The following is a 23,690-nucleotide window of genomic DNA, read 5'->3' as shown; positions in this document are numbered from 1 at the left end:
AGCGGGCATGACGCCGGCGTGATCGGGACGTGATCGTGGCGTGACCGGGCCGCGTCAGCCCGCCAGCGCGCGCCCGATCAGGATCTTCTGCACGTCGCTCGTGCCCTCGTAGATCTGGCAGACGCGCACGTCGCGGTAGATGCGCTCGACGGGAAAGTCGCTGACATAGCCGTAGCCGCCGAAGGTCTGGATCGCCATCGAGCAGACCCGCTCGGCCATCTCGCTGGCGAAGAGCTTGGCCATCGCGGCCTCCTTCAGGCACGGGATGCCGGCGTCCTTCATCGAGGCGGCGTGCCAGATGAGCTGGCGCGCGGCCTCGATCTGCGTCGCCATCTCGGCGAGACGGAACTGCACCGCCTGGTGCTCGAAGATCGGCACGCCGAAGGCCACGCGCTCCTTGCTGTAGCGCAGCGCCGCCTCGAAGGCCGCGCGCGCCATGCCGACGCACTGCGAGGCGATGCCGATGCGCCCGCCCTCCAGCCCGGCCAGCGCGATCTTCAGGCCCTGGCCCTCGTCGCCGATGCGGTTGGCCGCCGGCACGCGGCAGTTCTCGAACAGGATCTGCGCGGTGTCCGAGCTGTGCTGGCCCATCTTGTCCTCGATGCGCGCCACCGTGTAGCCGGGCGTGGCGGTCGGCACGATGAAGGCGCTGATGCCCTTCTTGCCGGCGTTCCGGTCGGTCACCGCCATGACGATGGCGACGTCGCCGTTCCTGCCGCTGGTGATGAACTGCTTGACGCCGTTGAGCACGTAGGCGTCGCCGTCGCCATCCTGGACCCGGACGGCGGTGGTCTTGAGCCCGCCGGCTTCCGAGCCGACATGCGGCTCGGTCAGGCAGAAGGCGCCGAGCATGTCGCCGCGCGCCAGCGGCCTAAGGAAGCGCTGCTTCTGGTCCTCGCTGGCGAAGCCCATCAGGATCGAGCAGACCGGGCAGTTGTTGACGCTGATGACGGTGGAGGTGCCGCCGTCGCCCGCGGCGATCTCCTCGAGGATGAGGGCCAGCGCCAGGTAGTCGAGGCCGGCGCCGTCGTGCTCGGTCGGCACCGCCACCCCGTAGCAGCCCAGCGAGGCCAGACCCTTGAGCTCGGCGGCGGGAAAGTGGTGCTCCTTGTCCCAGCGCGCCGCGTGCGGGGCGATCTGGTCCTGGACATAGGTGCGGATGGCGTCCTGGATGGCGCGGTGGTCGTCTGAGAGCAGCATGGGTGGGCCTTCGCTTCTTTCGCTTGTTCTGCGTGGGCACCCGCCTTGCGCGGGCGTGACGGACAGGGCGTGACGGGGGTCGCCGGGCTTACCAGTCGAGCGGCGAGCCGTCGAGGTTCAGGAAACGGCCGTTGTCGGCCGGGGTCAGGCGGGCGAAGGTGGCGCGCAGGCTGCCGGCGCTGTCGGCCACCGGCAGCGGCGCCTGCGGGCCGCCCATCGCGGTCTGCACCCAGCCCGGATGCACGGCGATGCAGGTCGCGCGGCCGGCCAGCGCCAGCGACACGTCCTTCAGCACCGAGTTCAGCGCCGCCTTCGACGCGGCGTAGAGCCAGCCCAGCGTCTGCGAGCGGCTGCCGATCGAGGCCATGATCGACGACACGACCACCAGCCGCGCGCCCGGCGCCAGTGCGTCGAGCAGCTGCGGCAGCACCTGCATCGGGCCGAGCACGTTGGTGTGCATGACCGCATCGAAGTCGGCCGCCGAGGGCGTGTCGAGCGTGCGCAGGCGCGGGCCGTAGACGCCGGCGTTGACGACGACCAGATCGAAGGCCTCGCCGTCGATCTGCCAGGCCAGGCCGGCGACGCTGGCGGCCTTCGCCACGTCGATGCGCAGCGCCTTGGCGCCGAGCGCCGACAGCGCCTGCAGGCCGGCGTCGTCGCGCGCGGTGGCGACGACGCGGGCGCCGGCGGCGCGGTACTGGCGCACCAGCTCCAGGCCGATGCCGCGCGAGGCGCCGACGACCAGCACCGAGGCGGGTTCCGCGGCGGGAGAGGACAGGGTGGAGGACGAGGTCATGGCAGGGGTGCCTCGGTGCGGGCCAGCCGTGCGGCCAGGCCCAGGAAGAGCAGGCCGCCCAGGCCCTGCAGCCAGCGGCCGGCCGAGGCGGAGGCGAAGGAGGACGCGCGCGCACGCTGCCGGAGCAGGCCGGCGAGGCCCACGAGCACGGCCAGGAACAGCGCGCTCTGCGCCGCGAACCAGGCGCCCAGCACCAGGAAGCTGAAGGCCTTGTCGGGCGTGGCGGCGTCGATGAACTGCGGCAGGAAGGCGAGGAAGAACAGCGCGACCTTCGGGTTGAGCACGTTCGTCAGCAGGCCCTGGCGAAAGGTGCGGCCCAGCGACGGGGCCTCGCCGGCGGCGCCGTGCGACACCGCGGCCGCAGGAGCCCGCGCCGGATCGGCCCACGCCGCGCGCAGCATGCCCGCGGCCAGCCAGACCAGATAGGCCGCGCCCAGCCACTTCAGCGCCGAGAAGGCGGTGGCCGACATCGCCAGCAGCGCCGCCAGCCCGGAGGCCGCCGCCAGCGCGTGCACCACGCAGCCCAGGCTGATGCCGGCCGCGCCGGCCAGCCCGGTGCGCGGTCCGCACTGCAGCGTGCGCCCGACCACGAAGACCAGGTCGACGCCCGGCGTGGCGTTGAGCACCAGCACCGACAGCGCGAACAGCGCCGGATCGTGCAGACCCAGGGTCATGCCGATGCCGTGCGTCACGCCATCTCGACGGCCAGCGCGGTGGCCTCGCCGCCGCCGATGCACAGGCTGGCGACACCGCGCCTGAGGCCGCGCTTCCTGAGCGCGCCCAGCAGCGTCACGACGATGCGCGCGCCCGAGGCGCCGATCGGATGGCCCAGCGCGCAGGCGCCGCCGTGCACGTTGACGATCTCGTGCGGCAGCGAGAACTCGTGCATCGCCGCCATCGTCACCGCCGCGAAGGCCTCGTTGACCTCCCACAGGTCGACGTCGCCGGCCTGCCAGCCCGCGCGCGCGAGCACCTTGCGGATCGAGCCGACCGGCGCGGTCGAGAACCAGGCCGGCTCCTGCGCGTGCACCGCATGCGCGACGATGCGCGCGACCGGCCGCAGGCCATGCGCGGCGGCGGTCGACTCGCGCATCAGCACCAGCGCGGCGGCGCCGTCGGAAATGCTGCTGGCGTTGGCGGCCGTGATCGTGCCGTCACGCTTGAAGGCCGGCTTCAGCCCGGCGATCTTGTCCAGACGGGCCTTGAAGGGCTGCTCGTCGTGGCGGACCACCGTGTCGCCGCCGCGGCCCCTGATCGTCACCGGCGCGATCTCCCAGTCGAAGGAGCCGTCCTCGTTGGCAGTCTTGGCGCGCGTGGTGGAGGCGATGGCGTAGGCGTCCTGCGCCTCGCGGGTGAAGCCGTACTTCTCGACGCAGGCCTCGGCGAAGACGCCCATCGCCTTGCCGCGCTCGTAGGCGTCCTCCAGGCCGTCCATCGCCATGTGGTCGAAGAGCTGCGCGGCGCCGTACTTCACGCCCTTGCGCACGAAGCTCAGGTGCGGCGCGTTGGTCATGCTCTCCATGCCGCCGGCGATCATCACGTCGGCCGAGCCTGCGGCGAGCATGTCGTGCGCGAACATCATCGCGCGCATGCCCGAGCCGCACATCTTCGACAGCGTCACCGCGCCGGCCGAGATCGGCAGGCCGGCGGCCAGCGCGGCCTGGCGCGCCGGCGCCTGGCCCTGGCCGGCCATCAGGCAGTTGCCCATCAGCACCTCGTCGACCACGTCGCCGGGCAGGCCGGCGCGCTCGATGGCGGCGCGGATCGCCACGCCGCCGAGCTCGGCGGCGGGCAGCGCGGCGAAGTCGCCCAGCAGGCCGCCGATCGGCGTGCGGGCGGCGGAGACGATGACGACGGGGTCGTGGCTGCGGCTGATGCTGACGCTCATGGAGGCGCTCCTTCGGGATTCACTCGGTGGGGACGTGGGGAACAGGGGCAACGGCAGGTCCGACCGGGCGCCGACGGTGCTGGAAGCGGCGCTCCGGGTCGTAGGGAAAGACGTCGTGCACATGGCCGGCGCGGATGCGCGTCTGGTGCGCCTGCCAGAAGGCCGCATCGAGCAGGTCGGCGTGATGGCGCATGAACACCTCGCGCACGCCGCGGTGGCCGAGCAGGAAGGGGCCGAAGGTCTCCGGGAAGACATCCTTCGGGCCGACCGAATACCAGATCTCGCCCGACATCTCGTCCTCCTCGTTGCGCGGCGCGGGCACGCGGCGGAAGTGGCAGTCGGTGACGTACTCGATCTCGTCGTAGTCGTAGAAGACGACCTTGTTGTTGCGCACCACGCCGAAGTTCTTCCACAGCATGTCGCCGGGGAATATGTTGGCCGCCACCAGGTCCTTGATCGCCTGGCCGTACTCGACGACCGCATGCTCGAGCTGCTCGGGCGTGGCCTCCTGCAGGTAGATGTTCAGCGGCACCATGCGGCGCTCGATGTAGACGTGCCGGAGGATCACCTCTTCCTGGCCGTCGCCGTCGCGGTCGGAGATCTCGAGCTGGCTGGGCGCCTCGCGGCGGATCTCCTCGATCAGCTCGTCGGAGAAGCGCGCGCGCGGGAAGGCGACGTTGCTGAACTCCAGCGTGTCGGCCATGCGCCCGACCCGGTCGTGCTGCTTGACCAGCAGGTACTTGCCCTTGACCTGCTCGCGCGTGGTGTCCTTCTGCGCCGGGAAGCGGTCCTTGATGACCTTGAAGACGTAGGGGTAGCTGGGCAGGTCGAACACCAGCATCACCATGCCCTTGATGCCCGGCGCGATGCGGAAGCGGTCGGTCGAGTGGCGCAGGTGGAACTGGAAGTCGCGGTAGAACAGCGTCTTGCCCTGCTTGTGCAGGCCGAGCTGGCTGTAGAGCTCGCTGCGCGGCTTGCGCGGCATCAGCGCGCGCAGGAACTGCACGTACGCCGAGGGCACCTCCATGTCGACCATGAAGTAGGCCCGCGCGAAGCTGAACAGCCGCTGCAGGTCGTCCTCGCCGAACAGCGCCGCGTCGATCGTCAGCCGGCCGGCCTCGTCATGCAGGATCGGCAGCGCGAAGGGCAGGTCCCTGTAGCCGTTGATGATGCGGCCGACCACATAGGCGCCCTTGTTGCGGAAGAACAGCGAGCTCAGCGCCTGGATCTGGAAGTTGGTGCGCAGCCGCCCCGGGCCGATCGCCGCCTCGGTCTCGGCGAGCACGTCGTCGAGGTCGCGCTCCAGGTCGGCCCACTCGCCCTCCAGCCCGAAGCTGCCGACCAGCTGCGCCAGCGCCTCGCGCAGCGTCTCCCGGACCGGATACCAGGCGCGGAAGGTCGGGCGCGCCTGCGGCTCGTCGTTCTCGATGTATTCGGTCGAGACGGCCGGGCGCACGAAGATGAAGTCGTTGTGGAAGTAGTCCCGGTGCAGGATCTTGGTCGTCACCGAGTTGAAGAAGGTCTCGGCCAGCTCGGGCTGGCGGTGGCCGGTCAGCAGGCCGATGTAGTGCAGCTTGACCTGCTGCCAGACCGTCATCGGCAGCGAGCCGGCGCGGAAGTCGCCGCGCAGCCGCTCGAGCGTCTCCTCGACGCGGCGCGGGTAGAACTCGATGCGCTCGCGCTGCGCACGCTGCTGGCCGTGCCAGTCGGCCCGCTCGAAGCGGGCCTTGGCGCCGGCGCTGGCCTCGCGCAGCAGCCGGTAGTGGCGGTTGAAGCCGTCGAGCATCGCGCAGGCGATGTCGAAGGCGCGGGTGTCGTCGAGCTGCTGCGGGAACATCGGCCGGCGCTCCGGGGGTCAGGCCGCCGCGCCTTCGCCGGACGCGAAGCGCTGCTTCAGCGCCGCCAGCGCGCGTGCGTAGGCCGGCTCGATGTCCTTCGACTTCGCCACCGTCATGCGCATGTCCTCGAGCAGGCCGTTGTGCAGGCCGTAGACCCAGCCGTGGATGACGACTTCCTGGCCGCGCTGCCAGGCGTCCTCGACGATGGTGGTGCGGCAGACGTTGCGCGCCTGCTCCAGCACGTTGAGCTCGACCAGCGCGTCGGTGCGGCGTTCCGGCTCGACGGTGTCGAGGAAGTCGTGGTGGTGGTTGCGCACGTCCTGCACATGGCGCAGCCAGTTGTCGACCAGGCCGACGCGCAGGTTGTTCAGCGCCGCCTTGACGCCGCCGCAGTTGGAGTGGCCGACGACGATGACGTGCGTGACCCTCAGCGCGTCGACCGCGTACTGGATCACCGACAGCGCGTTGAGGTCGCTGGGCACGACCACGTTGGCGATGTTGCGGTGGACGAAGAGTTCACCGGGCAGCAGGTCGACCAGCTCGTTGGCCGGCACGCGGCTGTCGGCACAGCCGATCCACAGGTACTGCGGAGTCTGCTGCTTCAACAGGCGCGAGAAGAAACCCGGCTCGCGGGTCTCGGTGTCGGCTGCCCACTGGCGATTGCGTTCGAAGAGTTCGTTCAGTTCTGTGCTCATGGACAGCGATTGTTGCGTCAGGGACCTGTCCGTGGCTGACACCCGGGCGATTTTTGTTTACGTTTACGTAAACGTCAATCGGTGAAAGCCAGCAGGCCGCGGCCGAGGCCGGGCGAGGCGGTCCGGCCTCGGTCTCAGCACTCGACGATGTTGACCGCCAGCCCGCCGCGGGCGGTCTCCTTGTACTTGGTCAACATGTCGGCGCCGGTCTCGCGCATGGTCTTGATGACCTTGTCGAGGCTGACATGGTGCGAGCCGTCGCCGCGCAGCGCCATGCGCGCGGCGTTGACCGCCTTGACCGAGGCGATGGCGTTGCGCTCGATGCAGGGGATCTGCACCAGGCCGCCCACCGGATCGCAGGTCAGGCCGAGGTGGTGCTCCATGCCGATCTCGGCGGCGTTCTCGACCTGCTCGGGCGTGCCGCCCATGACGGCGCACAGGGCGCCTGCAGCCATCGAGCAGGCCACGCCGACCTCGCCCTGGCAGCCGACCTCGGCGCCGGAGATGCTGGCGTTCTCCTTGTAGAGCAGGCCGATGGCGGCGGCGGTGAGCAGGAAGTCGGCGATGCCGGCGGCGCTGGCGCCGGGGTGGAAGCGCGCGTAGTAGTGCAGCACCGCCGGGATGATGCCGGCCGCGCCGTTGGTCGGGGCGGTCACGACCCGGCCGCCGGCGGCGTTCTCCTCGTTGACCGCCAGCGCGTAGAGGTTGATCCAGTCCAGCGTCTGCAGCGGGTCGCGCAGCGCGGCCTCGGGGTGCGCGAGCAGCTGCGCGTGCAGCGCCGCGGCACGCCGGCGCACCTTGAAGCCGCCGGGCAGCACGCCCTCGGTGCGGCAGCCGCGCGCCACGCAGTCCTGCATCACCTGCCAGATGCGCGCCAGACCCGCGTCGATCTCGGCGTCGTCGCGCCAGTGGCGCTCGTTCAGGCGCATCACGCCGGCGATCGAGGTGCCCAGCGAGCGAGTCAGCGCCAGCAGCTCGGCGCCGCTGCGGAAAGGGTGCGGCAGCACCGAGGCGTCGGGCGCGATGACGCGCTGGCGCTGGCCGTCTGCGGCGACCTGCTCGCTGACGACGAAGCCGCCGCCGACCGAGTAGTAGGTGCGGCTGTCGAGCTCGCGGCCGTCGGCGTCGAAGGCCAGGGCGCGCATGCCGTTGGCGTGAAAGGGCAGCGGGCGGCGCAGCATCGCCAGATCGTCGCGCTCGACGAAGGTCACCGGATGGCGGCCGGCCAGCACGATGCGCCGCTCGGCGCGCATCGTCGCCAGCAGCGCCGGCACCGCGTCGACGTCGACGCTCTCGGGGTCGTGCCCGGCCAGGCCGAGCAGCACCGCCTTGTCCGAGCCGTGGCCGCGCCCGGTGGCGCCCAGCGAGCCGTGCAGCTCGACGCGCACCCGCGCCACCGCCTCGAGCCGGCCCTCGGCGATCAGGCGCTCGACGAAGAGCCGGGCGGCGCGCATCGGCCCCACGGTGTGCGAGCTCGACGGCCCGATGCCGATCTTGAACAGGTCGAATACGCTGACGGCCATCTTGTCTGTCTCCTCAGAGCACCGCGTAGCGCCCCGGTCGGTGGTTGATCGCGATGAAGAGGTTCATCGTCACCGCGGCAAGGATGGAGTAGAGCGCCTTCTGCGGCTCGATCAGCGCGAAGGACAGCGCCAGGATCGTGCCGTCGATCGCCATCTGCACATGGCCGGCGCGCCAGTGGCGCGAGCGCTGCAGGTAGAGCGAGACGATGGTGGCGCCACCCAGGCTGGCGTGGTGCCGCGCCAGGAACAGGCAGCCCGAGCCCAGCAGCAGCCCGCCGAGCACCGCCGCGTAGGCCGGATGCAGCCGCTCGATCGCGAACAGCGCCGGCGACCAGGACGTCATCAGCGACAGCAGGCCCACCGACAGGAAGGTCTTGAGCGTGAACTCGCGCCCCATGCGCTTCCAGGCGAAGCCGTAGAAGGGCAGGTTCAGAACGAAGAACAGCGGCCCGAAGCTCCAGCCGGTGGCGTAGTGCAGCAGGAAGGCGGCGCCTGCGGTGCCGCCGGTCATCAGCCCGGCCTGGCGGAACATGATCAGCGCCAGCGACACGAACAGCGTGCCGGTGAACAGCGCCTGCGCGTCCTCGAACGGGGTGTGGCGGCGCACGCGCTCGGTCTCGGCGGCGGGCGGGGCGGGGCGGGAAAGCGGATCGGCGGCCATGACCCGAATCTGCAGGAAGCGTGCCGGCACCGATCCGGTCGTGTCGGCCACGATTCTCCGGGTGTTCACGCCTGTGCGCGCCCGCGGCGCTGCGGCACAGTGGCCGGCCAGCCGTCCGGAGATCCGTCCATGTCGACCGCCATGCCGTCCCCGCTGTCCGCCGCCCGGCGTGCGCACATCGCCACCGTCATCGAGGTCGCCGACCGGGGCCTGACGGCGCCGGCCGCCGCCGCGCACGACGCGATCATCCGCGCGAGCTGGCAGCGCTGCGTGCACGACCACCGGCTCGACCCGACGCGCATGCAGGAGGCGGTCATCCTGCCGCAGGCCCGGCTGCGCGAGCACCAGGACCAGATGGAGGACTTCCTGCAGATCGCCCGCCACGGACTGGAGCAGCTCTATCGCCAGGTCGCCGGCCTGGGCTATGTGGTGCTGCTGACCGACGCGCGCGGCGTGACGGTGGACTTTCTCGGCGACCTGCAGATCGAGGGCCGGCTGCGCCGCGCCGGCCTCTATCTGGGCGCCGACTGGAGCGAGGCGCAGGCCGGCACCTGCGGCGTGGGCACCTGCATCAGCACCGGCCAGGCGCTGACGGTGCATCTGGACGACCACTTCGACGCGACCCACATTCCGCTGACCTGCACCTCGGCGCCGGTGTTCGGGCCCGGCGGGCGGCTGGAGGCGGTGCTCGACATCTCGCAGCTCAGCAGCGCCGAGCCCAAGTCCAGCCAGCATCTGGCGCTGCAGCTGGTGCGCGACGCCGCCGCGCGCATCGAGGACGCCGCCTTCCTGCGGCGCCACCGGCGCGACTGGATCCTGCGCCTGGGCGACGCGCCGGCCTTTCTCGACCTGCGCGCCGACTATCTGCTGGCGCTGGACGCGGCCGGCCGCGTCACCGGCCACAACCGCCGCGCGCAGCAGCTCTTCGCGCCGCCGGGCACCGCGGCGACGGCGGCCTCGACGCTGATCGGCCGGCCGCTGCAGGCGCTGCTGGAGCTCACGCCCGCCGAGCTGCCGCGCCATCTGGCCGGGCAGGGCGGCGAGGCCGGCGCGGTGCGCTGCACCGGGCGGCCGGACCTGCTGTTCCTGCGGGTGAGCGCGCCGCCGGCCGTGTCGCCGGCCCGCCGCCCGGCCGAGACGCCGCGCAGCGCCACGCTGCCGGCGCCGCTGGCCGCGCTCTCGGGGGGCGACCCTGCGCTGGACCGGCTGGTCGAGCGCGCCGCGCGGCTGGTCGACAGCCCGGTCAGCCTGCTGATCACCGGCGAGACCGGCAGCGGCAAGGAGTTTCTCGCCAAGGCGCTGCACCGCAGCAGCGCGCGCCGCGACGGGCCCTTCGTCGCGGTCAACTGCGCCGCCATTCCCGAGTCGCTGATCGAGAGCGAGCTGTTCGGCCATCTGCCGGGCAGCTTTTCCGGCGCGGGCCCGAAGGGCAAGCGCGGCCTGATCCAGGAGGCCGACGGCGGCACGCTCTTTCTCGACGAGATCGGCGACATGCCGCGTGCGCTGCAGGCGCGGCTGCTGCGGGTGCTGGCCGAGCGCGAGGTGCTGCCGATCGGCGCGACGCGGCCGCAGCCGGTGCGCCTGCGGGTGATCGCCGCGACGCACTGTCCGCTCGAGACCATGGTGCGCGAGGGGCGCTTCCGCGACGATCTCTACTACCGGCTCAACGGCGCGCACTTCGCGCTGCCGCCGCTGCGCGAGCGCCGCGATCTGGAGGTGCTGGTCGCGCGGCTGCTGGCCGACGACGGCGCCGGCACGGTGCTGGCCGACGACGCCCGCGCGGCGCTGCGGGCGCACGACTGGCCCGGCAACCTGCGCGAGCTGCGCAATGTCGTCGACTACGCCCGCAGCGTCTGCCTCGGCGGCGTGATCCGCCTGGCCGATCTGCCCGAGCGGCTGCAGGACCAGGGCGGCCGCCGCGCCGCCCTGGCGGCACCGCCGTCCGCCGCTGCGGTCGCCGCGATCGAGCATGACGCGGCCCGGCAGCTGCGCGAGCGCCTCGCGGCTGCACGCTGGAATGTCTCGGCGGTCGCGCGCGAGATGGGCGTCGCGCGCATGACGCTGTACCGGCGCATGCGCCGCTTCGGCATCGTCTCGCCGCTGGATGCGGCCGAGTGATCGGTCGAGGCACCTGTCACGCGGCGACCGGTGACAGCTGTCTCGGTGTGACAGCTGTCACCGCGGCGGCCGGGTGCCGGGCGGTGCGGGAAGTGTCAATGGAATCAATGACTTGTCTTCGTTCCAGGGCGTGAGCGGGCGCGGCACGCGGCTTGCGCTGTCTGGAGGCGGCGGCACGGCAGCGCAGAGGCCGGCCGCATCCGCATCCACCACGAAGGAGACATGACGATGAGCGAGACCCTGACCGCCCCGGTCACCCCGACCGCCCGCGCCGCCGCCTGGCTGGCCCGTCTCGAGGCCGCGCTGGCCGCGCGCGACAGCGAGGCCGCCGCCGCGCTGTTCGACGACGAGTGCTACTGGCGCGACCTGGTCAGTTTCACCTGGAACCTGCGCACCGAGGAGGGCCGCGACGCGATCCGCGAGATGCTCGACGCGCAGCTCGGCACCGTGGCGCCGTCCGGCTTCCGCCTGCAGGGCGAGGCCAGCGAGGCCGGCGGCGTCACCGAGGCCTGGTTCGACTTCGAGACCGCGCAGGCGCGCGGCACCGGCCATCTGCGCCTGAAGGGCGATCTCGCCTGGACGCTGCTGACGACGATGAGCGAGCTCAAGGGCTTCGAGGAGAAGAAGGGCCGGCGTCGCATCAAGGGCGCCGAGCACGGCGCGCAGGCCGGCGGGCGCGTCAGCTGGCTCGAGCGCCGCCAGCAGGAACTGGCCGCGCTGGGCGACACCGAGCAGCCCGAGGTGGTCATCATCGGCGGCGGCCAGGGCGGCATCGGCCTCGGGGCGCGGCTGCGCCGGCTGGGCGTGCCGACGATCATCATCGAGAAGAACGCGCGTGCCGGCGACTCCTGGCGCAACCGCTACAAGAGCCTGTGCCTGCACGATCCGGTCTGGTACGACCACATGCCCTATCTGCCCTTCCCGGACGACTGGCCGGTGTTCTGCCCGAAGGACAAGGTCGGCGACTGGCTGGAGATGTACGTCAAGGTGATGGAGCTGAACTACTGGAGTTCCACCGTCGCCGAGAAGTGCCGCTGGGACGAGGCCAGCGGCCGCTGGGAGGTGCGCGTGGTGCGCGAGGGCCGGCCGGTCACGCTGCGGCCGCGCCAGCTGGTGTTCGCGCTGGGCGTGTCGGGCTACGCCAACGTGCCGAAGATTCCCGGCGCCGAGACCTTCGAGGGCACGCAGCACCATTCCAGCCGCCACCCCGGCGGCGCGGCCTGGGCGGGCCGCAAGGCGGTGGTGCTGGGCTCGAACAACTCCGCGCACGACATCTGCGCCGACCTCTGGGAGCACGGCGCCGACGTGACGATGATCCAGCGCAGCTCGACGCACATCGCGCCGTCGGACTCGCTGATGGAGCTGGCGCTGGGCGGGCTCTACTCGGAGCAGGCGCTGGAGAACGGCGTCAGCACCGAGAAGGCCGACCTGCTGTTTGCCTCGGTGCCGTACCGGATCATGCACACCTTCCACATCCCGGTGTACGAGGAGATGAAGCGCCGCGACGCCGACCTGTACGCGCGGCTGGAGAAGGCCGGCTTCCTGCTCGACTTCGGCGAGGACGGCTCGGGCCTGTTCATGAAGTACCTGCGTCGCGGTTCGGGCTACTACATCGACGTCGGCGCCTCCGAGCTGGTGGCCGACGGCCGCATCCACCTGAAGAGCCGCGTCAACATCGAGCGCATCAACCCGCGCTCGGTCACGCTGACCGACGGCACCGAGCTGCCCTGCGACCTGCTGGTCTACGCGACCGGCTACGGCTCGATGAACAGCTGGCTGGCCGACCTGATCTCGCCCGAGGTCGCCGACCAGGTCGGCAAGTGCTGGGGCCTGGGCTCGGCCACCACCAAGGACCCCGGCCCGTGGGAGGGCGAGCTGCGCAACATGTGGAAGCCCACGCCGGTCGAGAACCTGTGGATCCACGGCGGCAACCTGCACCAGTCGCGCTGCTACTCGCAGTACCTGGCGCTGCAGCTCAAGGCGCGCATGGAAGGGCTGGCCACGCCGGTTCACAAGCCGGCGCCGAGCCACCACCGGCGCTGATGACAGAGGAGCTGCGCGTGCGCTAGGATGGCCCCGGGCCGCATCGCGCGGCCCGACGTCGCTCGGACGGTTCCGGGCGCTCACGTTCATCCCTGCCAATGTCGTCTTCCAGCTCTTCGGGCAAGCGCCGCTTCGCCCGCATCGACCGTCTTCCCCCCTACGTCTTCAACATCACGGCCGAGCTCAAGCTCGCCGCCCGCCGCCGCGGGGAAGACATCATCGACCTCAGCATGGGCAACCCCGACGGGGCCACGCCGGCGCACATCGTCGCCAAGCTCACCGAGGTCGCGCAGCGCCCCGACACCCACGGCTACTCGGCCAGCAAGGGCATTCCGCGCCTGCGCCGCGCGATCTCGCACTGGTACAAGGACCGCTACGCCGTCGACATCGACCCCGACAGCGAGGCCATCGTCACCATCGGCTCGAAGGAGGGCCTGGCGCACCTGATGCTGGCCACGCTCGACCGCGGCGACACCGTGCTGGTGCCGGACCCGAGCTATCCGATCCACATCTACGGCGCGGTCATCGCCGGCGCCGACATCCGCTCGGTGCCGCTCGTTCCCGGCGTGGACTTCTTCGCCGAGCTGGAGAAGACCATCCGCGGCAGCTACCCCAAGCCCAAGATGATGGTGCTGGGCTTCCCGAGCAACCCGACGGCGCAGTGCGTCGAGCTGGACTTCTTCGAGCGCGTCATCGCGCTGGCGAAGAAGCACGACATCTTCGTCGTGCACGACCTGGCCTACGCCGACATCGTCTTCGACGGCTGGAAGGCGCCGTCGATCATGCAGGTGCCCGGCGCCAAGGACATCGCGGTCGAGTTCTTCACGCTCAGCAAGAGCTACAACATGGCCGGCTGGCGCATCGGCTTCATGGTCGGCAATCCCGATCTGGTGGCCGCCCTGGCGCGCATCAAGAGCTACCACGACTACGGCACCTTCACGCCGCTGCAGGTGGCGGCGATCGCGGCGCTGGAAGGCGACCAGGCCTGCGTCCGTGACATCGCCGCCACCTACCAGAAGCGCCGCGACGTGCTGGTCAAGGGCCTGCGCGATGCCGGCTGGAACGTCGACTGCCCCAAGGCCTCGATGTACATCTGGGCGAAGATCCCCGAGAAGTACGCGGCGCTGGGCTCGCTGGAATTCGCCAAGCGGCTGATGGAGCGCGCCCGGGTCTGCGTCAGCCCCGGCATCGGCTTCGGCGACCACGGCGACGACCATGTGCGCTTCGCGCTGATCGAGAACGAGAGCCGCATCCGCCAGGCCGTGCGCGGCATCCGCGCGATGCTCAAGGCCGACGGCGTGACGCCGGCCGGCTGAGGCCGCATCATCGCGGCAGTCCCGTCACCGGAAGGTCCGCGCCGATGAACGCTCCCGCCGCCCCGATCGATCTGCTGCTGTCGCGCCTGCTGGCGCTGGCGCGCGACGAGCGCATGCCGCCGTGTGGCTGCATCCGTGCGGTGCAGGGCCATGCGATCAAGTCGGCCGAGCTGGGCGGGCCGCTGCTGGTGCTGCCGCTGGTCGGGCACAAGCGGCTGCGCGACGGCGAGCTGCGGCTGTCGGTGTGCCCGGGCGAGCTGCTGCTGGTGCCGGGCGCGCGCCAGGTCGACATGGAGAACCTGCCCGACGCGGCCGCCGGCGAATACGTCGCGGTCGGCCTGATGGTGCCCGAGCCGGTGCGCGAGGCGGCGCGCCGGCTCTGGCGAGCGCCGCCGCCGGGGCAGCCCGGCGCGTCGGCGGTGCTGACGCTGGGCACGCACGCGGAGCTGGCCGAGGGCTGGATGCAGTGGGCGCTGGCGGTGGAGCAGGGCCGCGCGCTGCAGGCCGACCACGCGCTGCTCGGCCTGGTGCTGCGGCTGTGCGAGCTGGGCCACGCCGGCGTGCTGGTGCCGGTGGAGCTGCGGCTGGCCGCGCGCATCCACGCGCTGGTCGCCGAGCGCCCGGCGCGCGCCTGGAGCTCCGACGACATCGAGCGCATCACCGGCCTGAGCGGCGCGACGCTGCGCCGGCGCCTGGCCGACGAGGGCACCAGCCTGCGCCGCGTGCTGGTCGAGGCGCGGCTGGCCTGCGCGCTGCAGCTGCTGTACGCGACGCGGCTGCCGGTCAAGACGGTGGCGCAGCGCGTCGGCTACCGCTCGGTGTCGAGCTTCGTGCGGCGCTTCGGCGAGCGCTACGGCGTCGAGCCCTCGCGCATCGGCCTGGGCGTGCCGCTGCCCGAGCCGGTGGCGGTCTGACGGCCGGGCCTGAGCGTTTCGCGCACGACTCTGAGCGCCGCGCGCACGCCGGCCCGACTACGCTGTCGACATCGATGTTCCGACCCACCCAGGAGAGATTCCGATGACGATCATGCCGAAGACGACGAGATCGCCGCTGCGCCGCGCCGTGGCCGCCGCGCTGCTGCCGCTGGCTGCGCTGGGCGCGACGCTGGCCCCGCTGGCCGAGGCGCAGGCCGCGCCGCCCGCGCAGCAGCGCAGCCAGGTGCCGGGCTACTACCGCGCCGCCTTCGGCGACTTCGAGGTCACCGCGCTGTTCGACGGTGTCGTGCCGCTGGCGCCGGGGCTGCTCAAGGGCCTGGCCGCCGACGAGATCCAGACGCTGCTGGCGCGCATGTTCCTGGAGACCACCCCGGGCGTGCAGACCGCGGTCAACGCCTTCCTGGTCCACACCGGGCAGAAGCTGGTGCTGGTCGATGCGGGCGCCGCGTCGTGCTTCGGCCCGACGCTGGGCCGCATCCAGGACAACCTGAAGGCGGCCGGCTATGCGCCGGAGCAGGTCGACGTCGTGCTGCTGACCCACATGCACGCCGACCACCTCTGCGGCCTGCGCGACGCGCAGGGCCGCGCGGCCTTCCCGAACGCGACCGTGCGGGTGGCCGCGGCCGATGCCGGCTTCTGGCTCGACGAGAAGATCGCCGCCGGCGCGCCCAAGGAGATGCAGGGCTTCTTCAGGATGGCGCGCGAGTCGGTCGCGCCCTACCGCGAGGCCGGCCGGCTGTCGACCTTCGCGCCGGGCGAGGCCCTGCTGCCCGGCATCACCGCGATGGCGACGAACGGCCACACGCCCGGCCACAGCTCCTTCCTGTTCGAGTCGCAGGGCCGCCGGCTGCTGGTCTGGGGCGATCTGGTGCACTCGCATGCGGTGCAGTTCGCGCGCCCTGCGGTCAGCATCGAGTTCGACACCGACCCGGCGCAGGCGATCGCGACGCGCCGCAAGGTGTTCGAGCAGGCGGTGCGCGAGGGCTGGTCGATCGCCGGTGCGCACCTGCCCTTCCCCGGCCTGGGCCGGGTCGGCCGCGAGGGCGAGGCCTACCGCTGGGTGCCGGCCGAGTACGGCCCGGTGGCCACGCGCTGATCGTCGGGGCCGAGTTCCAGCTCGACCGCCAGGCCGCTGCCCTGGGCCGGGCTGTCCAGCCGGAGCCGCCCGCCGTGGGCCCGCGCCACCAGATCGGCCAGCATCAGGCCCAGCCCGGTGCGGCCTTCGTAGGCCTGCGCGTCGAGGGCCTGCTGCAGCGCCTGGCGCCGCCCCGGATCGATGCCGGGGCCGTCGTCGACCAGGCGCAGGCCGAGCCGGGTGCGCTCGACGCGCACCTGCCGCGCGCCGTGGCGCACCGCGTTGTCGAGCAGGTTGGCCAGCGCTGCCACCAGCAGGTCGGCGTCGGCCATCAGCGGTTCGGCCAGTGCCGCGTCCTCGTCGTCGAGCAGCAGCGCCAGCCCTGGCATCGGGATGTGCGCGACCAGGTCGACCACGTCGACCGAGTGGCGCTCGATGTCGACGCCGGAGCGGAACAGCGTCAGCAGCGCGGTGGCCACCCGCGACAGCCGCGAGGCCGCCTCGCGGCTGCGCTGCAGGCGCTGGCGCATCGCCTCGGCGCCGTCCGGGCATTCGCGCAGCGCCAGCGCGAGCTGCACGTCCATGCCGGCCAGCGGCGTGCGCAGCGCATGCGCCGCATGCGCGACGATCGCGCGCTCGTTGTGGATGCGCTGCGCCAGCCGGCGTCCCAGCGCGTCGATCGCGTCGCGGATCGGCTGGAGCTCGATGCGCTCGGCCGGCGGCAGCGCGGTGGCCGCATCCAGCGGATCATGCCCGCGCACCTGCTCCGAGAGCTGGTTGAGCGGCTGCAGCTCGCGCCGGGCGCGCCGGCGCAGCGCGCTGGCGCCGCCGATGCCGACCAGCATCGCCGCCACCAGCGTGCCGCGCGTGACGTCGCCGAGCGCCTCGAGCCGCTCCTCGCGCGACTGCGCGACATAGAGCATGCGCCCCTCGCTGCCGAGCGCCAGGCCGTAGACCCGCCAGCCGTCGACCGAGTCCGACAGGCCCGGGCGGCGCTGTGCCTGCAGCGGCTGCGCCGGCGCGCGCGACGAGCGCATCAGCACCTGCGCCGCATGCGCGTCGTCGTCGACCACCTGCCACGAGAAGCGGCTGCTGCCCGGGCCGAGCGCGACGGTGGCGGCCGCGCGGTGCAGCACCTCGTCCTGCAGCTCGGTGTCGGGCAGCAGGCCCGAGATCAGCCCGGCCGAGGCGATCAGCGCGTCGTCGAGCAGTTCCTCGACCTCGTGCTCGACGACCAGCCAGACCGCCAGCGCCGCCGCCAGTCCCCAGGCCAGCGAGATCCACAGCAGCGCCGACGACAGCCGCGCGCCGATCGACTGCACGGTGGCCGCGGCCCGGCTCATGTCGCCAGGCGGTAGCCGAGGCCGCGCACCGTCTCGATCAGGCTGCGGCCGAGCTTGCGGCGCAGCGCCGAGACATGCACCTCCAGCGCGTTGCTGACCACCTCGGAATCGGTGCCGAGCACGAGGGTGTCCAGGTCGTTCTTCGAGACGATGCGCCCGGCACGCAGCGCCAGCGCCTCCAGCACTGCCCATTCGCGCGCGGTCAGCTCGACGCGCTGGCCGTCGAGCCGGGCGATGCGCCCGCTCAGCTCGATCTCGACCGCGCCGATGCGCAGCACCTCGCTGGCGCTGCCGGCGCTGCGCCGGCACACCGCACGCAGCCGCGCCGACATCTCCTCCGGCGCGAAGGGCTTGACCAGGTAGTCGTCGGCGCCGGCGTCCAGGCCGTCGATGCGGTCGGCGAGCCGGTCGCGTGCGGTCAGCATCAGGATCGGCGTCGTCACGCCGCGCCGGCGCAGCGTGCGCACCCAGTCCAGGCCGGAGCCGTCGGGCAGCTGCCAGTCGACCAGCAGCGCGTCGCAGGGCTCGTCGGCCATCAGCGCGGCGTCGCCGAGGCGGCGGAACCAGTCGACCGAATGACCCTCGGCGCGCAGGTAGTCCCTCAGGCCTTCGCCCAGGATCGGATCGTCTTCGAGCAGCAGCAGTCTCATCGTGCAGGGCAGCAGGCAGGGGGGAGAGGCATGGCCGCGGGCCGAGGCCAGGGACTTCGCGTCCGCATGGCCCGGTGTCCGTGACCGATCGACGAAACTAGCACCTTCGGCGGACAGTGCAGTCCATTTCCGCCGCGGCAGCACGGCCAATGGGCCGGTTCAGGCTGGCTTCATGTCGAGGCGGCCCGATCCCGGCCCGGCGTCGGGTGCCGATGTCCCCCCTTTTGTCCGTCCCTGCTCCCGCCACGCGCCTGCCGGCGCTGTCCACACGATGTCCGTCGAAGATTCTTCCGGTGCGGCCGCGCCGCGCCGCGCCTGGTCGGCCGAGGCCGCCCTGCTGCTGGTCAGCCTGTTCTGGCTGCTCACGGCCAATGCCGCCTTTTTCCGCCAGGCGCTGGCCGGCCGAGCGCTCGGCGATCCGTCGTCCTGGGGCTTTGGCCTGGCGCTGGCGGTGGCGCTGCTGGCGCTGCATTTCCTGGTGCTCGGCCTGCTGTGCCATGGCCGGCTGCTCAAGCCGGTGGCGGCGCTGCTGATCCTGGTCGCTGCCGGCGGCTCCCATTTCATCGGGACCTTCGGCGTCTACCTCGACCCGTCGATGCTGCGCAACGCGCTGCGCACCGATCCGGCCGAGGCGCGTGAGCTGATCGGCCCGATGCTGGCGCTGCACCTGGGGCTGCAGGCGGTGCTGCCGATCGGGCTGCTGTTCTGGCTGCCGCTGCGCCGGCGCCCGTTCGCGAAGGCGGCGCTGGCGCGCGCGCTGTGGCTGCTGGGGGCGCTGGTGCTGCTGGTGGCGGCGGTGATGATCGAGTTCCGGCCGCTGTCCTCGCTGATGCGCAACCAGCGCGAGCTGCGCTACCTGATCACGCCGGCCAATGTGCTGTGGTCGACCGGCAGCGTCGTCGCCGCCGACCTCAAGGGCGCCGCCAGGCCGCGCCAGCCGATCGGGCTGGACGCCGCGCCGGGGCCGCGCATGAGCGCGCGCACCCGGCCGATGCGCGTCGTCCTGGTCGTCGGCGAGACGGCCCGTGCCGCCAACTGGGGACTGAATGGCCATGTGCGCCAGACCACGCCGGAGCTGGCGGCCGTGCCCGGCCTGATCAACTTCCCGCAGACCTCGAGCTGCGGCACCAACACCGAGGTCTCGGTGCCGTGCATGTTCGCGCCGGTGGGCCGGCGCGACTACGACGAGGACCGCATCCGCGGCAGCGAGTCGCTGCTGCATGTGCTCTCGCGCGCGGGCGTCGACGTGCTGTGGCGCGACAACCAGTCCGGCTGCAAGGGCGTCTGCGACGGCCTGCCCAGCGAGGAGATGGTTCGGCTCGACCCGCCGGGGCTGTGCGCCGAGGGGCGCTGCCTCGACGAGGCGCTGCTGGCCGGCCTGGACGAGCGGCTGGCCCAGGCCCAGGGCAGCGGCGTCATCGTGCTGCACATGCTCGGCAACCACGGTCCGTCCTACTTCCGCCGCTATCCCGACCGCTTCGGCCGCTTCCAGCCGGCCTGCCAGAGCGATGACCTGCGCCAGTGCGACAACGCCGCGATCGCCAACGCCTACGACAACGCGCTGCTCTACACCGACCATGTGCTGGCGACGCTGATCGAGCGCCTGAAGGCGCAGGCGCAGTCCGGCCGGGTCGACACCGCGATGATCTACCTCTCCGACCACGGCGAGTCGCTGGGCGAGTCGAATCTCTTCCTGCACGGGCTGCCCTGGGCGATCGCGCCGCAGGAGCAGAAGCGCGTGCCGATGGTGATGTGGTTCTCCGACGGCCTGGCGCGCCAGGAGGCGCTCGACCTCGACTGCCTGCGCCGGCGCGCCGCGCAGCCGGCCACGCACGACAACCTGTTCCACACGATGCTCGGCCTGCTCGACGTGCGCACCACGCTGCACGAGGCGCCGCTGGACCTGCTGGCGGCTTGCCGCCGCCCCGCCGGGGCGGGGCAGTGAGCCCGCTGCCGGCGGGGGCGCGGCCGCGCTGGCCGCGCGATCTGGCGGTGCTGCTGGCCGCGCTGGCGCTGCTGCTGGGCTGGGACGCCTCGGGCCTGGACCTGGCGGTGATGCGCCTGATCGGCGGGCCCGAGGGCTTCCCGCTGCGCGAGGCCTGGGTGACGAGCACGCTGCTGCACTCGGGCGGGCGGCTGCTGGCCTGGGTGGTCGTGCTGCTGATGGCGGTCGATGCGTGGCGGCCGCAGGTCGCGGGCCCGAGCCGGCGCGAGCGCCGGCTGTGGCTGGCAGTCACGGTGGCGGCGGTGGTGCTGGTGCCGGGCATCAAGCGCATCAGCCGCACCAGCTGCCCCTGGGATCTGGCCGAGTTCGGCGGCTCGGCGGCGCAGGTGTCGCACTGGGCCTGGAGCGTGGGCGATGGCGGCCCCGGCCACTGCTTCCCGTCGGGCCATGCGGCGGGCGCGTTCTGCTTCCTGAGCGGCTATTTCCTGCTGCGCTGCAGCCGTCCGCGCCTGGCGCGGGTCTGGCTGGCCGGCACGCTGCTGGCGGGGGCGCTGTTCGGCCTGGCGCAGACGCTGCGCGGCGCGCACCATCCCAGCCACACGCTGTGGACCGCCTGGCTGTGCGCGGCGCTGTGCGTGGCCGTCGCGGCCTTCGACGAGCGGCGCCGGTTGCGCTGAAGCCGGTTCAGCGCAGCACCAGCGCCAGCGCGACCGACAGCACCAGCGGCGCGATCGCGTTGCCGATCAGCACCATCGACGCGACCCGGTCCGGCTCCTGGCGGTAGCGCTCGGCGAACATGTAGTTCAGCACCGCCGGCGGCAGCGCGCCATAGATCAGCAGCAGGCCCCGCTCGCGCTCGGGCAGGTCGAAGGCGTGCGCGGCCATCCAGGCCGCGGCCGCCCCGGCCAGCGGGCGCAGCAGCGCGCCCTTCAGCCCGAAGCCGATCGCGCCGATGCGCGATTCCGCCATCCGCACGCCCAGCGCCAGCAGCATCAGCGGCACCGCGATGTCGCCGACCATGCGGATCGCGGTCATCAGCGGCGGCCACACGCCCAGGCCCGACAGGCTGACCGCCACGCCCGCGAAGGCCGCCAGCACCGAGGGCGAGCGCCAGGCGTCGACCCGCCGTGCCTGGCGGTCGAGCAGCCAGACGCCGAAGGAGAAGTGGACCAGGTTGGTCACCGCGAAGATGACCACCGCCGGCGCCAGCGCCTCGGGGCCGAAGGCCAGCACCGCCAGCGGCAGGCCGAGGTTGCCGCTGTTGCTGAACATCATCGGCGGCACCAGCGTGCGCGGATCGATGCCGCGCCAGCGCGCCGCTGCCCAGCCGATGGCGCCGCTGCCGGCCAGCACCGCCAGCGTCGCGCCCAGCAGCGGCAGATCCTCGGCCGGCCGGACCTCGCGCCCGGCCAGCGCGGCGAAGACCAGCGCTGGCGTGAAGACCTCCATGTTGAGCCGGTTGGCCTCGGCCAGGTCCGGGCGGTGGCGCCGGCCGACGAGGTAGCCCAGCGCGGTGATGGCGAAGAGCGGAAACAGGATCGAGACGATGCGCATCAGCATGGCGCCACGATAACCGCGCCGTGCCGGACTGGTTCGGCGTGAAGAAAGTCGCGGTTCGTGACAGCCTCACCCTGAACGCGGGGGGACGGGGGGCACCCGGTTGACGCCCGGTTACCCCCTTGTCACCAGTTGTTGCCGAAAATGAAAAACATCGACAGGCGCCTGGCGCCGCTTCCTGCTTCAGCTACGTGGATCCGATGGAGAAGATCGTGCAGCAACGACCGCGGCGCAGCCTGCGCCCGACGACCGGCCGGGGGGCGGGGGCCCTGACGGCTTTCGCGGCCCTCGCGGCCCTGATGACCGGCAACCCGGCGTCCGCCCAGACGGCGGCCACCTTCCTGATCGACGGCGTGCCCTACACCAGCACTGCCTGTGCGGCGGAGTGGGGCACCTGCCGCTTCGAGGGCACGCGTCGCGTCGCCTATGGCGTGCCGGGCAAGTGGCTGTACCGCTACGCCACCTCCAGCCAGGCCTGCTCGAGCCCGGCCTTCGGCAAGGATCCGGCCTTCGGCCAGAAGAAGTTCTGCTACGCCACCGCCTCGACGGTGCTGATCCCGCCGACGACGCCCTATCCGGCGCCGCTGACCACCGCCGAGAAGCAGGCCGCGCGCCTGCTCAACCAGGCCACCTGGGGCGCGACCGCGACCGAGATCGCGCGGGTGTCGAAGATGACGCCGGCCGCCTGGGTCGACGAGCAGCTGGCGCTGCCGCTGACGACGCCCAGCCACTGGACCTATGTGAAGACCGGCGGTCCGCTGGGCACTTCGCAGTTCATCAACGCCTTCATGGAGAGCTACTGGTCGCAGGCCGCCACCGCGCCGGACCAGCTGCGCCAGCGCATGACGCAGGCGCTGGCGGAGATCTTCGTCACCAGCGCGGTCAGCAGCGGCATCGACATCCAGCCCGAGGCCCATGCCGCCTACATCGACATGCTGGCGAAGAACGCCTTCGGCAACTACCGCCAGCTGCTCGAGGGCGTGTCGCTGAGCCCGGCGATGGGCATCTACCTGTCGCACATGAACAACCAGAAGGAGGACACCGCCACCGGCCGCCTGCCTGACGAGAACTACGCCCGCGAGGTGATGCAGCTCTTCAGCATCGGCCTGTGGATGCTCAATCCCGACGGCAGCCGCCAGCTCGACGCCAGCGGCAGCCCGATCCCGACCTACGGCATTCCCGAGGTCATGGGCATGGCCAAGGTCTTCACCGGCTGGACCTGGGGCGGGGCCTACGGCAGCTGGGAGCTGCCGATGAAGAACAACGCCTCGATCACCTCGACCAGCCAGAAGTCCATCGTCAACGGCGTCGTCATCCCGGCCGGCACCGACGGGCCGGCCTCGCTGAAGATCGCGCTCGACACGCTGGCCAACCACCCGAACGTCGCGCCCTTCATGAGCGAGCAGCTCATCAAGCGCTTTGTCACCAGCAATCCGAGCCGAGCCTATGTCGCGCGGGTCGCGGCGGTCTGGACCGACAACGGCCGCGGCGTGCGCGGCGACCTGGCGGCGGTGCTGCGCGCCATCCTGCTCGACACCGAGGCGCGCAGCGACACGATGCTGGGCAGCCCGACCTACGGCAAGCTGCGCGAGCCGATGATGCGCTTCGGCCACTGGCTGCGGGCCTTCAACGCCCGGCCGAACGACGGCGTCTGGACGATCTGGAACCTGGAGGATCCGGTGACCAGCCTGGGCCAGAATCCGCAGCGCTCGCCCAGCGTCTTCAACTTCTTCCGGCCCGACTACGCGCCGCCGGGACCGATCCTGCTGGCCGGCCTGACCGCGCCGGAGTTCCAGATCACGCACGAGACGACGCTGACCGGCTACAGCAACTTCATGTCCTGGCTGGCCGAGCGCGGCTTCGGCGGCAAGATCCTGCCGGACTACAGCCGCTACGAGGCGGTGGCCGACAACGCCGAGACGCTGCTGAGCCTGCTCAACCTCGAGCTGATGGCCGGCCAGATGAGCCCCGCGACCAAGGCCGCGATCACCGACGTGATGAACACGCTGCCGGTGACGCTGGCCAACGCGCGCAAGCTGCGCGTCTGGAAGGCCGTGTACCTGGTGATGACCTCGCCCGAGTACGTGGTGCAACGCTGAACGACCGA

19 protein-coding genes are annotated in these 23,690 nt (G+C 72.0%); 8 read left to right on the top strand and 11 right to left on the bottom strand.

Annotated elements, in window-relative coordinates:
• Positions 1-54 precede the first annotated feature (54 nt).
• From HNQ01_RS00225 to HNQ01_RS00190, 8 genes are all read right to left on the bottom strand, one after another.
• Complete coding sequence (locus HNQ01_RS00225) at positions 55-1,200, bottom strand: acyl-CoA dehydrogenase family protein (protein ID WP_173803310.1); 1,146 nt, start codon at positions 1,198-1,200, stop codon at positions 55-57.
• Between the two features lie 88 nt (positions 1,201-1,288).
• On the bottom strand, positions 1,289-1,996 hold the full coding sequence (locus HNQ01_RS00220) for an SDR family oxidoreductase (RefSeq protein WP_173803309.1): 708 nt from the start codon (positions 1,994-1,996) through the stop codon (positions 1,289-1,291).
• A complete protein-coding gene (locus HNQ01_RS00215; RefSeq protein WP_353621613.1) occupies positions 1,993-2,688 on the bottom strand; it encodes a LysE family translocator in 696 nt (231 codons plus the stop codon). Before HNQ01_RS00215 ends, HNQ01_RS00220 begins: the two co-directional genes overlap by 4 nt.
• Positions 2,685-3,884: an acetyl-CoA C-acyltransferase gene (locus tag HNQ01_RS00210; RefSeq protein WP_173803307.1), complete on the bottom strand. Its 1,200-nt coding sequence runs from the start codon at positions 3,882-3,884 to the stop codon at positions 2,685-2,687. The genes HNQ01_RS00215 and HNQ01_RS00210 overlap by 4 nt, the downstream gene beginning before the upstream one ends.
• Positions 3,885-3,903: 19 nt before the next feature.
• Entirely contained in the window at positions 3,904-5,721 is a 1,818-nt protein-coding gene (aceK, locus tag HNQ01_RS00205) for a bifunctional isocitrate dehydrogenase kinase/phosphatase (protein ID WP_173803306.1), read from the bottom strand.
• 18 nt (positions 5,722-5,739) lie between these two features.
• Positions 5,740-6,417: a carbonate dehydratase gene (can, locus tag HNQ01_RS00200; RefSeq protein ID WP_173803305.1), complete on the bottom strand. Its 678-nt coding sequence runs from the start codon at positions 6,415-6,417 to the stop codon at positions 5,740-5,742.
• A 134-nt stretch (positions 6,418-6,551) separates the two neighbouring features.
• Positions 6,552-7,940, bottom strand: a complete 1,389-nt coding sequence (locus tag HNQ01_RS00195) for an L-serine ammonia-lyase (RefSeq protein ID WP_173803304.1) — start codon at positions 7,938-7,940, stop codon at positions 6,552-6,554.
• A gap of 13 nt (positions 7,941-7,953) precedes the next feature.
• Positions 7,954-8,601 (bottom strand): YitT family protein, encoded by a 648-nt coding sequence (locus tag HNQ01_RS00190; protein ID WP_173803303.1) that lies wholly within the window; start codon positions 8,599-8,601, stop codon positions 7,954-7,956.
• Between the two features lie 129 nt (positions 8,602-8,730).
• Between HNQ01_RS00190 and HNQ01_RS00185 the strand changes: the two genes are divergently transcribed.
• From HNQ01_RS00185 to HNQ01_RS00165, 5 genes are all read left to right on the top strand, one after another.
• Positions 8,731-10,719 (top strand): sigma-54-dependent Fis family transcriptional regulator, encoded by a 1,989-nt coding sequence (locus tag HNQ01_RS00185; protein WP_286180372.1) that lies wholly within the window; start codon positions 8,731-8,733, stop codon positions 10,717-10,719.
• 228 nt (positions 10,720-10,947) lie between these two features.
• Entirely contained in the window at positions 10,948-12,762 is a 1,815-nt protein-coding gene (locus HNQ01_RS00180) for a flavin-containing monooxygenase (RefSeq protein WP_173803302.1), read from the top strand.
• A gap of 98 nt (positions 12,763-12,860) precedes the next feature.
• Positions 12,861-14,078, top strand: coding sequence for an alanine transaminase (alaC, locus tag HNQ01_RS00175; RefSeq protein WP_173803301.1), 1,218 nt, complete (start codon positions 12,861-12,863; stop codon positions 14,076-14,078).
• A 44-nt stretch (positions 14,079-14,122) separates the two neighbouring features.
• Positions 14,123-14,992, top strand: a complete 870-nt coding sequence (locus HNQ01_RS00170) for a helix-turn-helix transcriptional regulator (protein WP_173803300.1) — start codon at positions 14,123-14,125, stop codon at positions 14,990-14,992.
• A gap of 103 nt (positions 14,993-15,095) precedes the next feature.
• Complete coding sequence (locus HNQ01_RS00165) at positions 15,096-16,109, top strand: MBL fold metallo-hydrolase (protein WP_173803299.1); 1,014 nt, start codon at positions 15,096-15,098, stop codon at positions 16,107-16,109.
• Here the strand turns inward: HNQ01_RS00165 and HNQ01_RS00160 are convergent.
• On the bottom strand, positions 16,064-17,431 hold the full coding sequence (locus tag HNQ01_RS00160; protein WP_173803298.1) for a sensor histidine kinase: 1,368 nt from the start codon (positions 17,429-17,431) through the stop codon (positions 16,064-16,066). The two genes, HNQ01_RS00165 and HNQ01_RS00160, sit on opposite strands and share 46 nt — an antisense overlap.
• Entirely contained in the window at positions 17,428-18,081 is a 654-nt protein-coding gene (locus tag HNQ01_RS00155; protein ID WP_173803297.1) for a response regulator transcription factor, read from the bottom strand. Before HNQ01_RS00155 ends, HNQ01_RS00160 begins: the two co-directional genes overlap by 4 nt.
• Positions 18,082-18,352: 271 nt before the next feature.
• On the opposite strand from HNQ01_RS00155, the gene HNQ01_RS00150 reads away from it, so the two are divergent.
• Both HNQ01_RS00150 and HNQ01_RS00145 read left to right on the top strand, forming a co-directional pair.
• Positions 18,353-20,026 (top strand): phosphoethanolamine transferase, encoded by a 1,674-nt coding sequence (locus HNQ01_RS00150; RefSeq protein WP_173803296.1) that lies wholly within the window; start codon positions 18,353-18,355, stop codon positions 20,024-20,026.
• Entirely contained in the window at positions 20,023-20,703 is a 681-nt protein-coding gene (locus HNQ01_RS00145; protein WP_353621611.1) for a phosphatase PAP2 family protein, read from the top strand. Before HNQ01_RS00150 ends, HNQ01_RS00145 begins: the two co-directional genes overlap by 4 nt.
• Before the next feature lie 7 nt (positions 20,704-20,710).
• On the opposite strand, the gene HNQ01_RS00140 is transcribed toward HNQ01_RS00145, so the two are convergent.
• On the bottom strand, positions 20,711-21,586 hold the full coding sequence (locus tag HNQ01_RS00140) for an AEC family transporter (protein WP_173803295.1): 876 nt from the start codon (positions 21,584-21,586) through the stop codon (positions 20,711-20,713).
• Between the two features lie 197 nt (positions 21,587-21,783).
• Here HNQ01_RS00140 and HNQ01_RS00135 point away from each other — a divergent pair, with 197 nt between their 5' ends.
• Positions 21,784-23,682, top strand: coding sequence for a DUF1800 domain-containing protein (locus tag HNQ01_RS00135; protein WP_286180371.1), 1,899 nt, complete (start codon positions 21,784-21,786; stop codon positions 23,680-23,682).
• Positions 23,683-23,690: the final 8 nt, after the last annotated feature.

Origin of the sequence: Sphaerotilus uruguayifluvii (genome assembly GCF_013294065.1) — a bacterium.
Classification (GTDB): Bacteria; Pseudomonadota; Gammaproteobacteria; order Burkholderiales; family Burkholderiaceae_C; genus Sphaerotilus; species Sphaerotilus uruguayifluvii.
This window is presented reverse-complemented; position numbering and strand designations above follow the sequence as displayed.

Coding starts and splice junctions, on each gene's coding strand:
- HNQ01_RS00225 (WP_173803310.1), bottom strand. CDS start 1,200: ATGCTGCTCTCAGACGACCACCGCGCCATCCAGGACGCCATCCGCACC.
- HNQ01_RS00220 (WP_173803309.1), bottom strand. CDS start 1,996: ATGACCTCGTCCTCCACCCTGTCCTCTCCCGCCGCGGAACCCGCCTCG.
- HNQ01_RS00210 (WP_173803307.1), bottom strand. CDS start 3,884: ATGAGCGTCAGCATCAGCCGCAGCCACGACCCCGTCGTCATCGTCTCC.
- aceK (WP_173803306.1), bottom strand. CDS start 5,721: ATGTTCCCGCAGCAGCTCGACGACACCCGCGCCTTCGACATCGCCTGC.
- can (WP_173803305.1), bottom strand. CDS start 6,417: ATGAGCACAGAACTGAACGAACTCTTCGAACGCAATCGCCAGTGGGCA.
- HNQ01_RS00195 (WP_173803304.1), bottom strand. CDS start 7,940: ATGGCCGTCAGCGTATTCGACCTGTTCAAGATCGGCATCGGGCCGTCG.
- HNQ01_RS00190 (WP_173803303.1), bottom strand. CDS start 8,601: ATGGCCGCCGATCCGCTTTCCCGCCCCGCCCCGCCCGCCGCCGAGACC.
- HNQ01_RS00185 (WP_286180372.1), top strand. CDS start 8,731: ATGTCGACCGCCATGCCGTCCCCGCTGTCCGCCGCCCGGCGTGCGCAC.
- HNQ01_RS00180 (WP_173803302.1), top strand. CDS start 10,948: ATGAGCGAGACCCTGACCGCCCCGGTCACCCCGACCGCCCGCGCCGCC.
- alaC (WP_173803301.1), top strand. CDS start 12,861: ATGTCGTCTTCCAGCTCTTCGGGCAAGCGCCGCTTCGCCCGCATCGAC.
- HNQ01_RS00170 (WP_173803300.1), top strand. CDS start 14,123: ATGAACGCTCCCGCCGCCCCGATCGATCTGCTGCTGTCGCGCCTGCTG.
- HNQ01_RS00165 (WP_173803299.1), top strand. CDS start 15,096: ATGACGATCATGCCGAAGACGACGAGATCGCCGCTGCGCCGCGCCGTG.
- HNQ01_RS00160 (WP_173803298.1), bottom strand. CDS start 17,431: ATGAGCCGGGCCGCGGCCACCGTGCAGTCGATCGGCGCGCGGCTGTCG.
- HNQ01_RS00155 (WP_173803297.1), bottom strand. CDS start 18,081: ATGAGACTGCTGCTGCTCGAAGACGATCCGATCCTGGGCGAAGGCCTG.
- HNQ01_RS00150 (WP_173803296.1), top strand. CDS start 18,353: ATGTCCGTCGAAGATTCTTCCGGTGCGGCCGCGCCGCGCCGCGCCTGG.
- HNQ01_RS00140 (WP_173803295.1), bottom strand. CDS start 21,586: ATGCTGATGCGCATCGTCTCGATCCTGTTTCCGCTCTTCGCCATCACC.
- HNQ01_RS00135 (WP_286180371.1), top strand. CDS start 21,784: ATGGAGAAGATCGTGCAGCAACGACCGCGGCGCAGCCTGCGCCCGACG.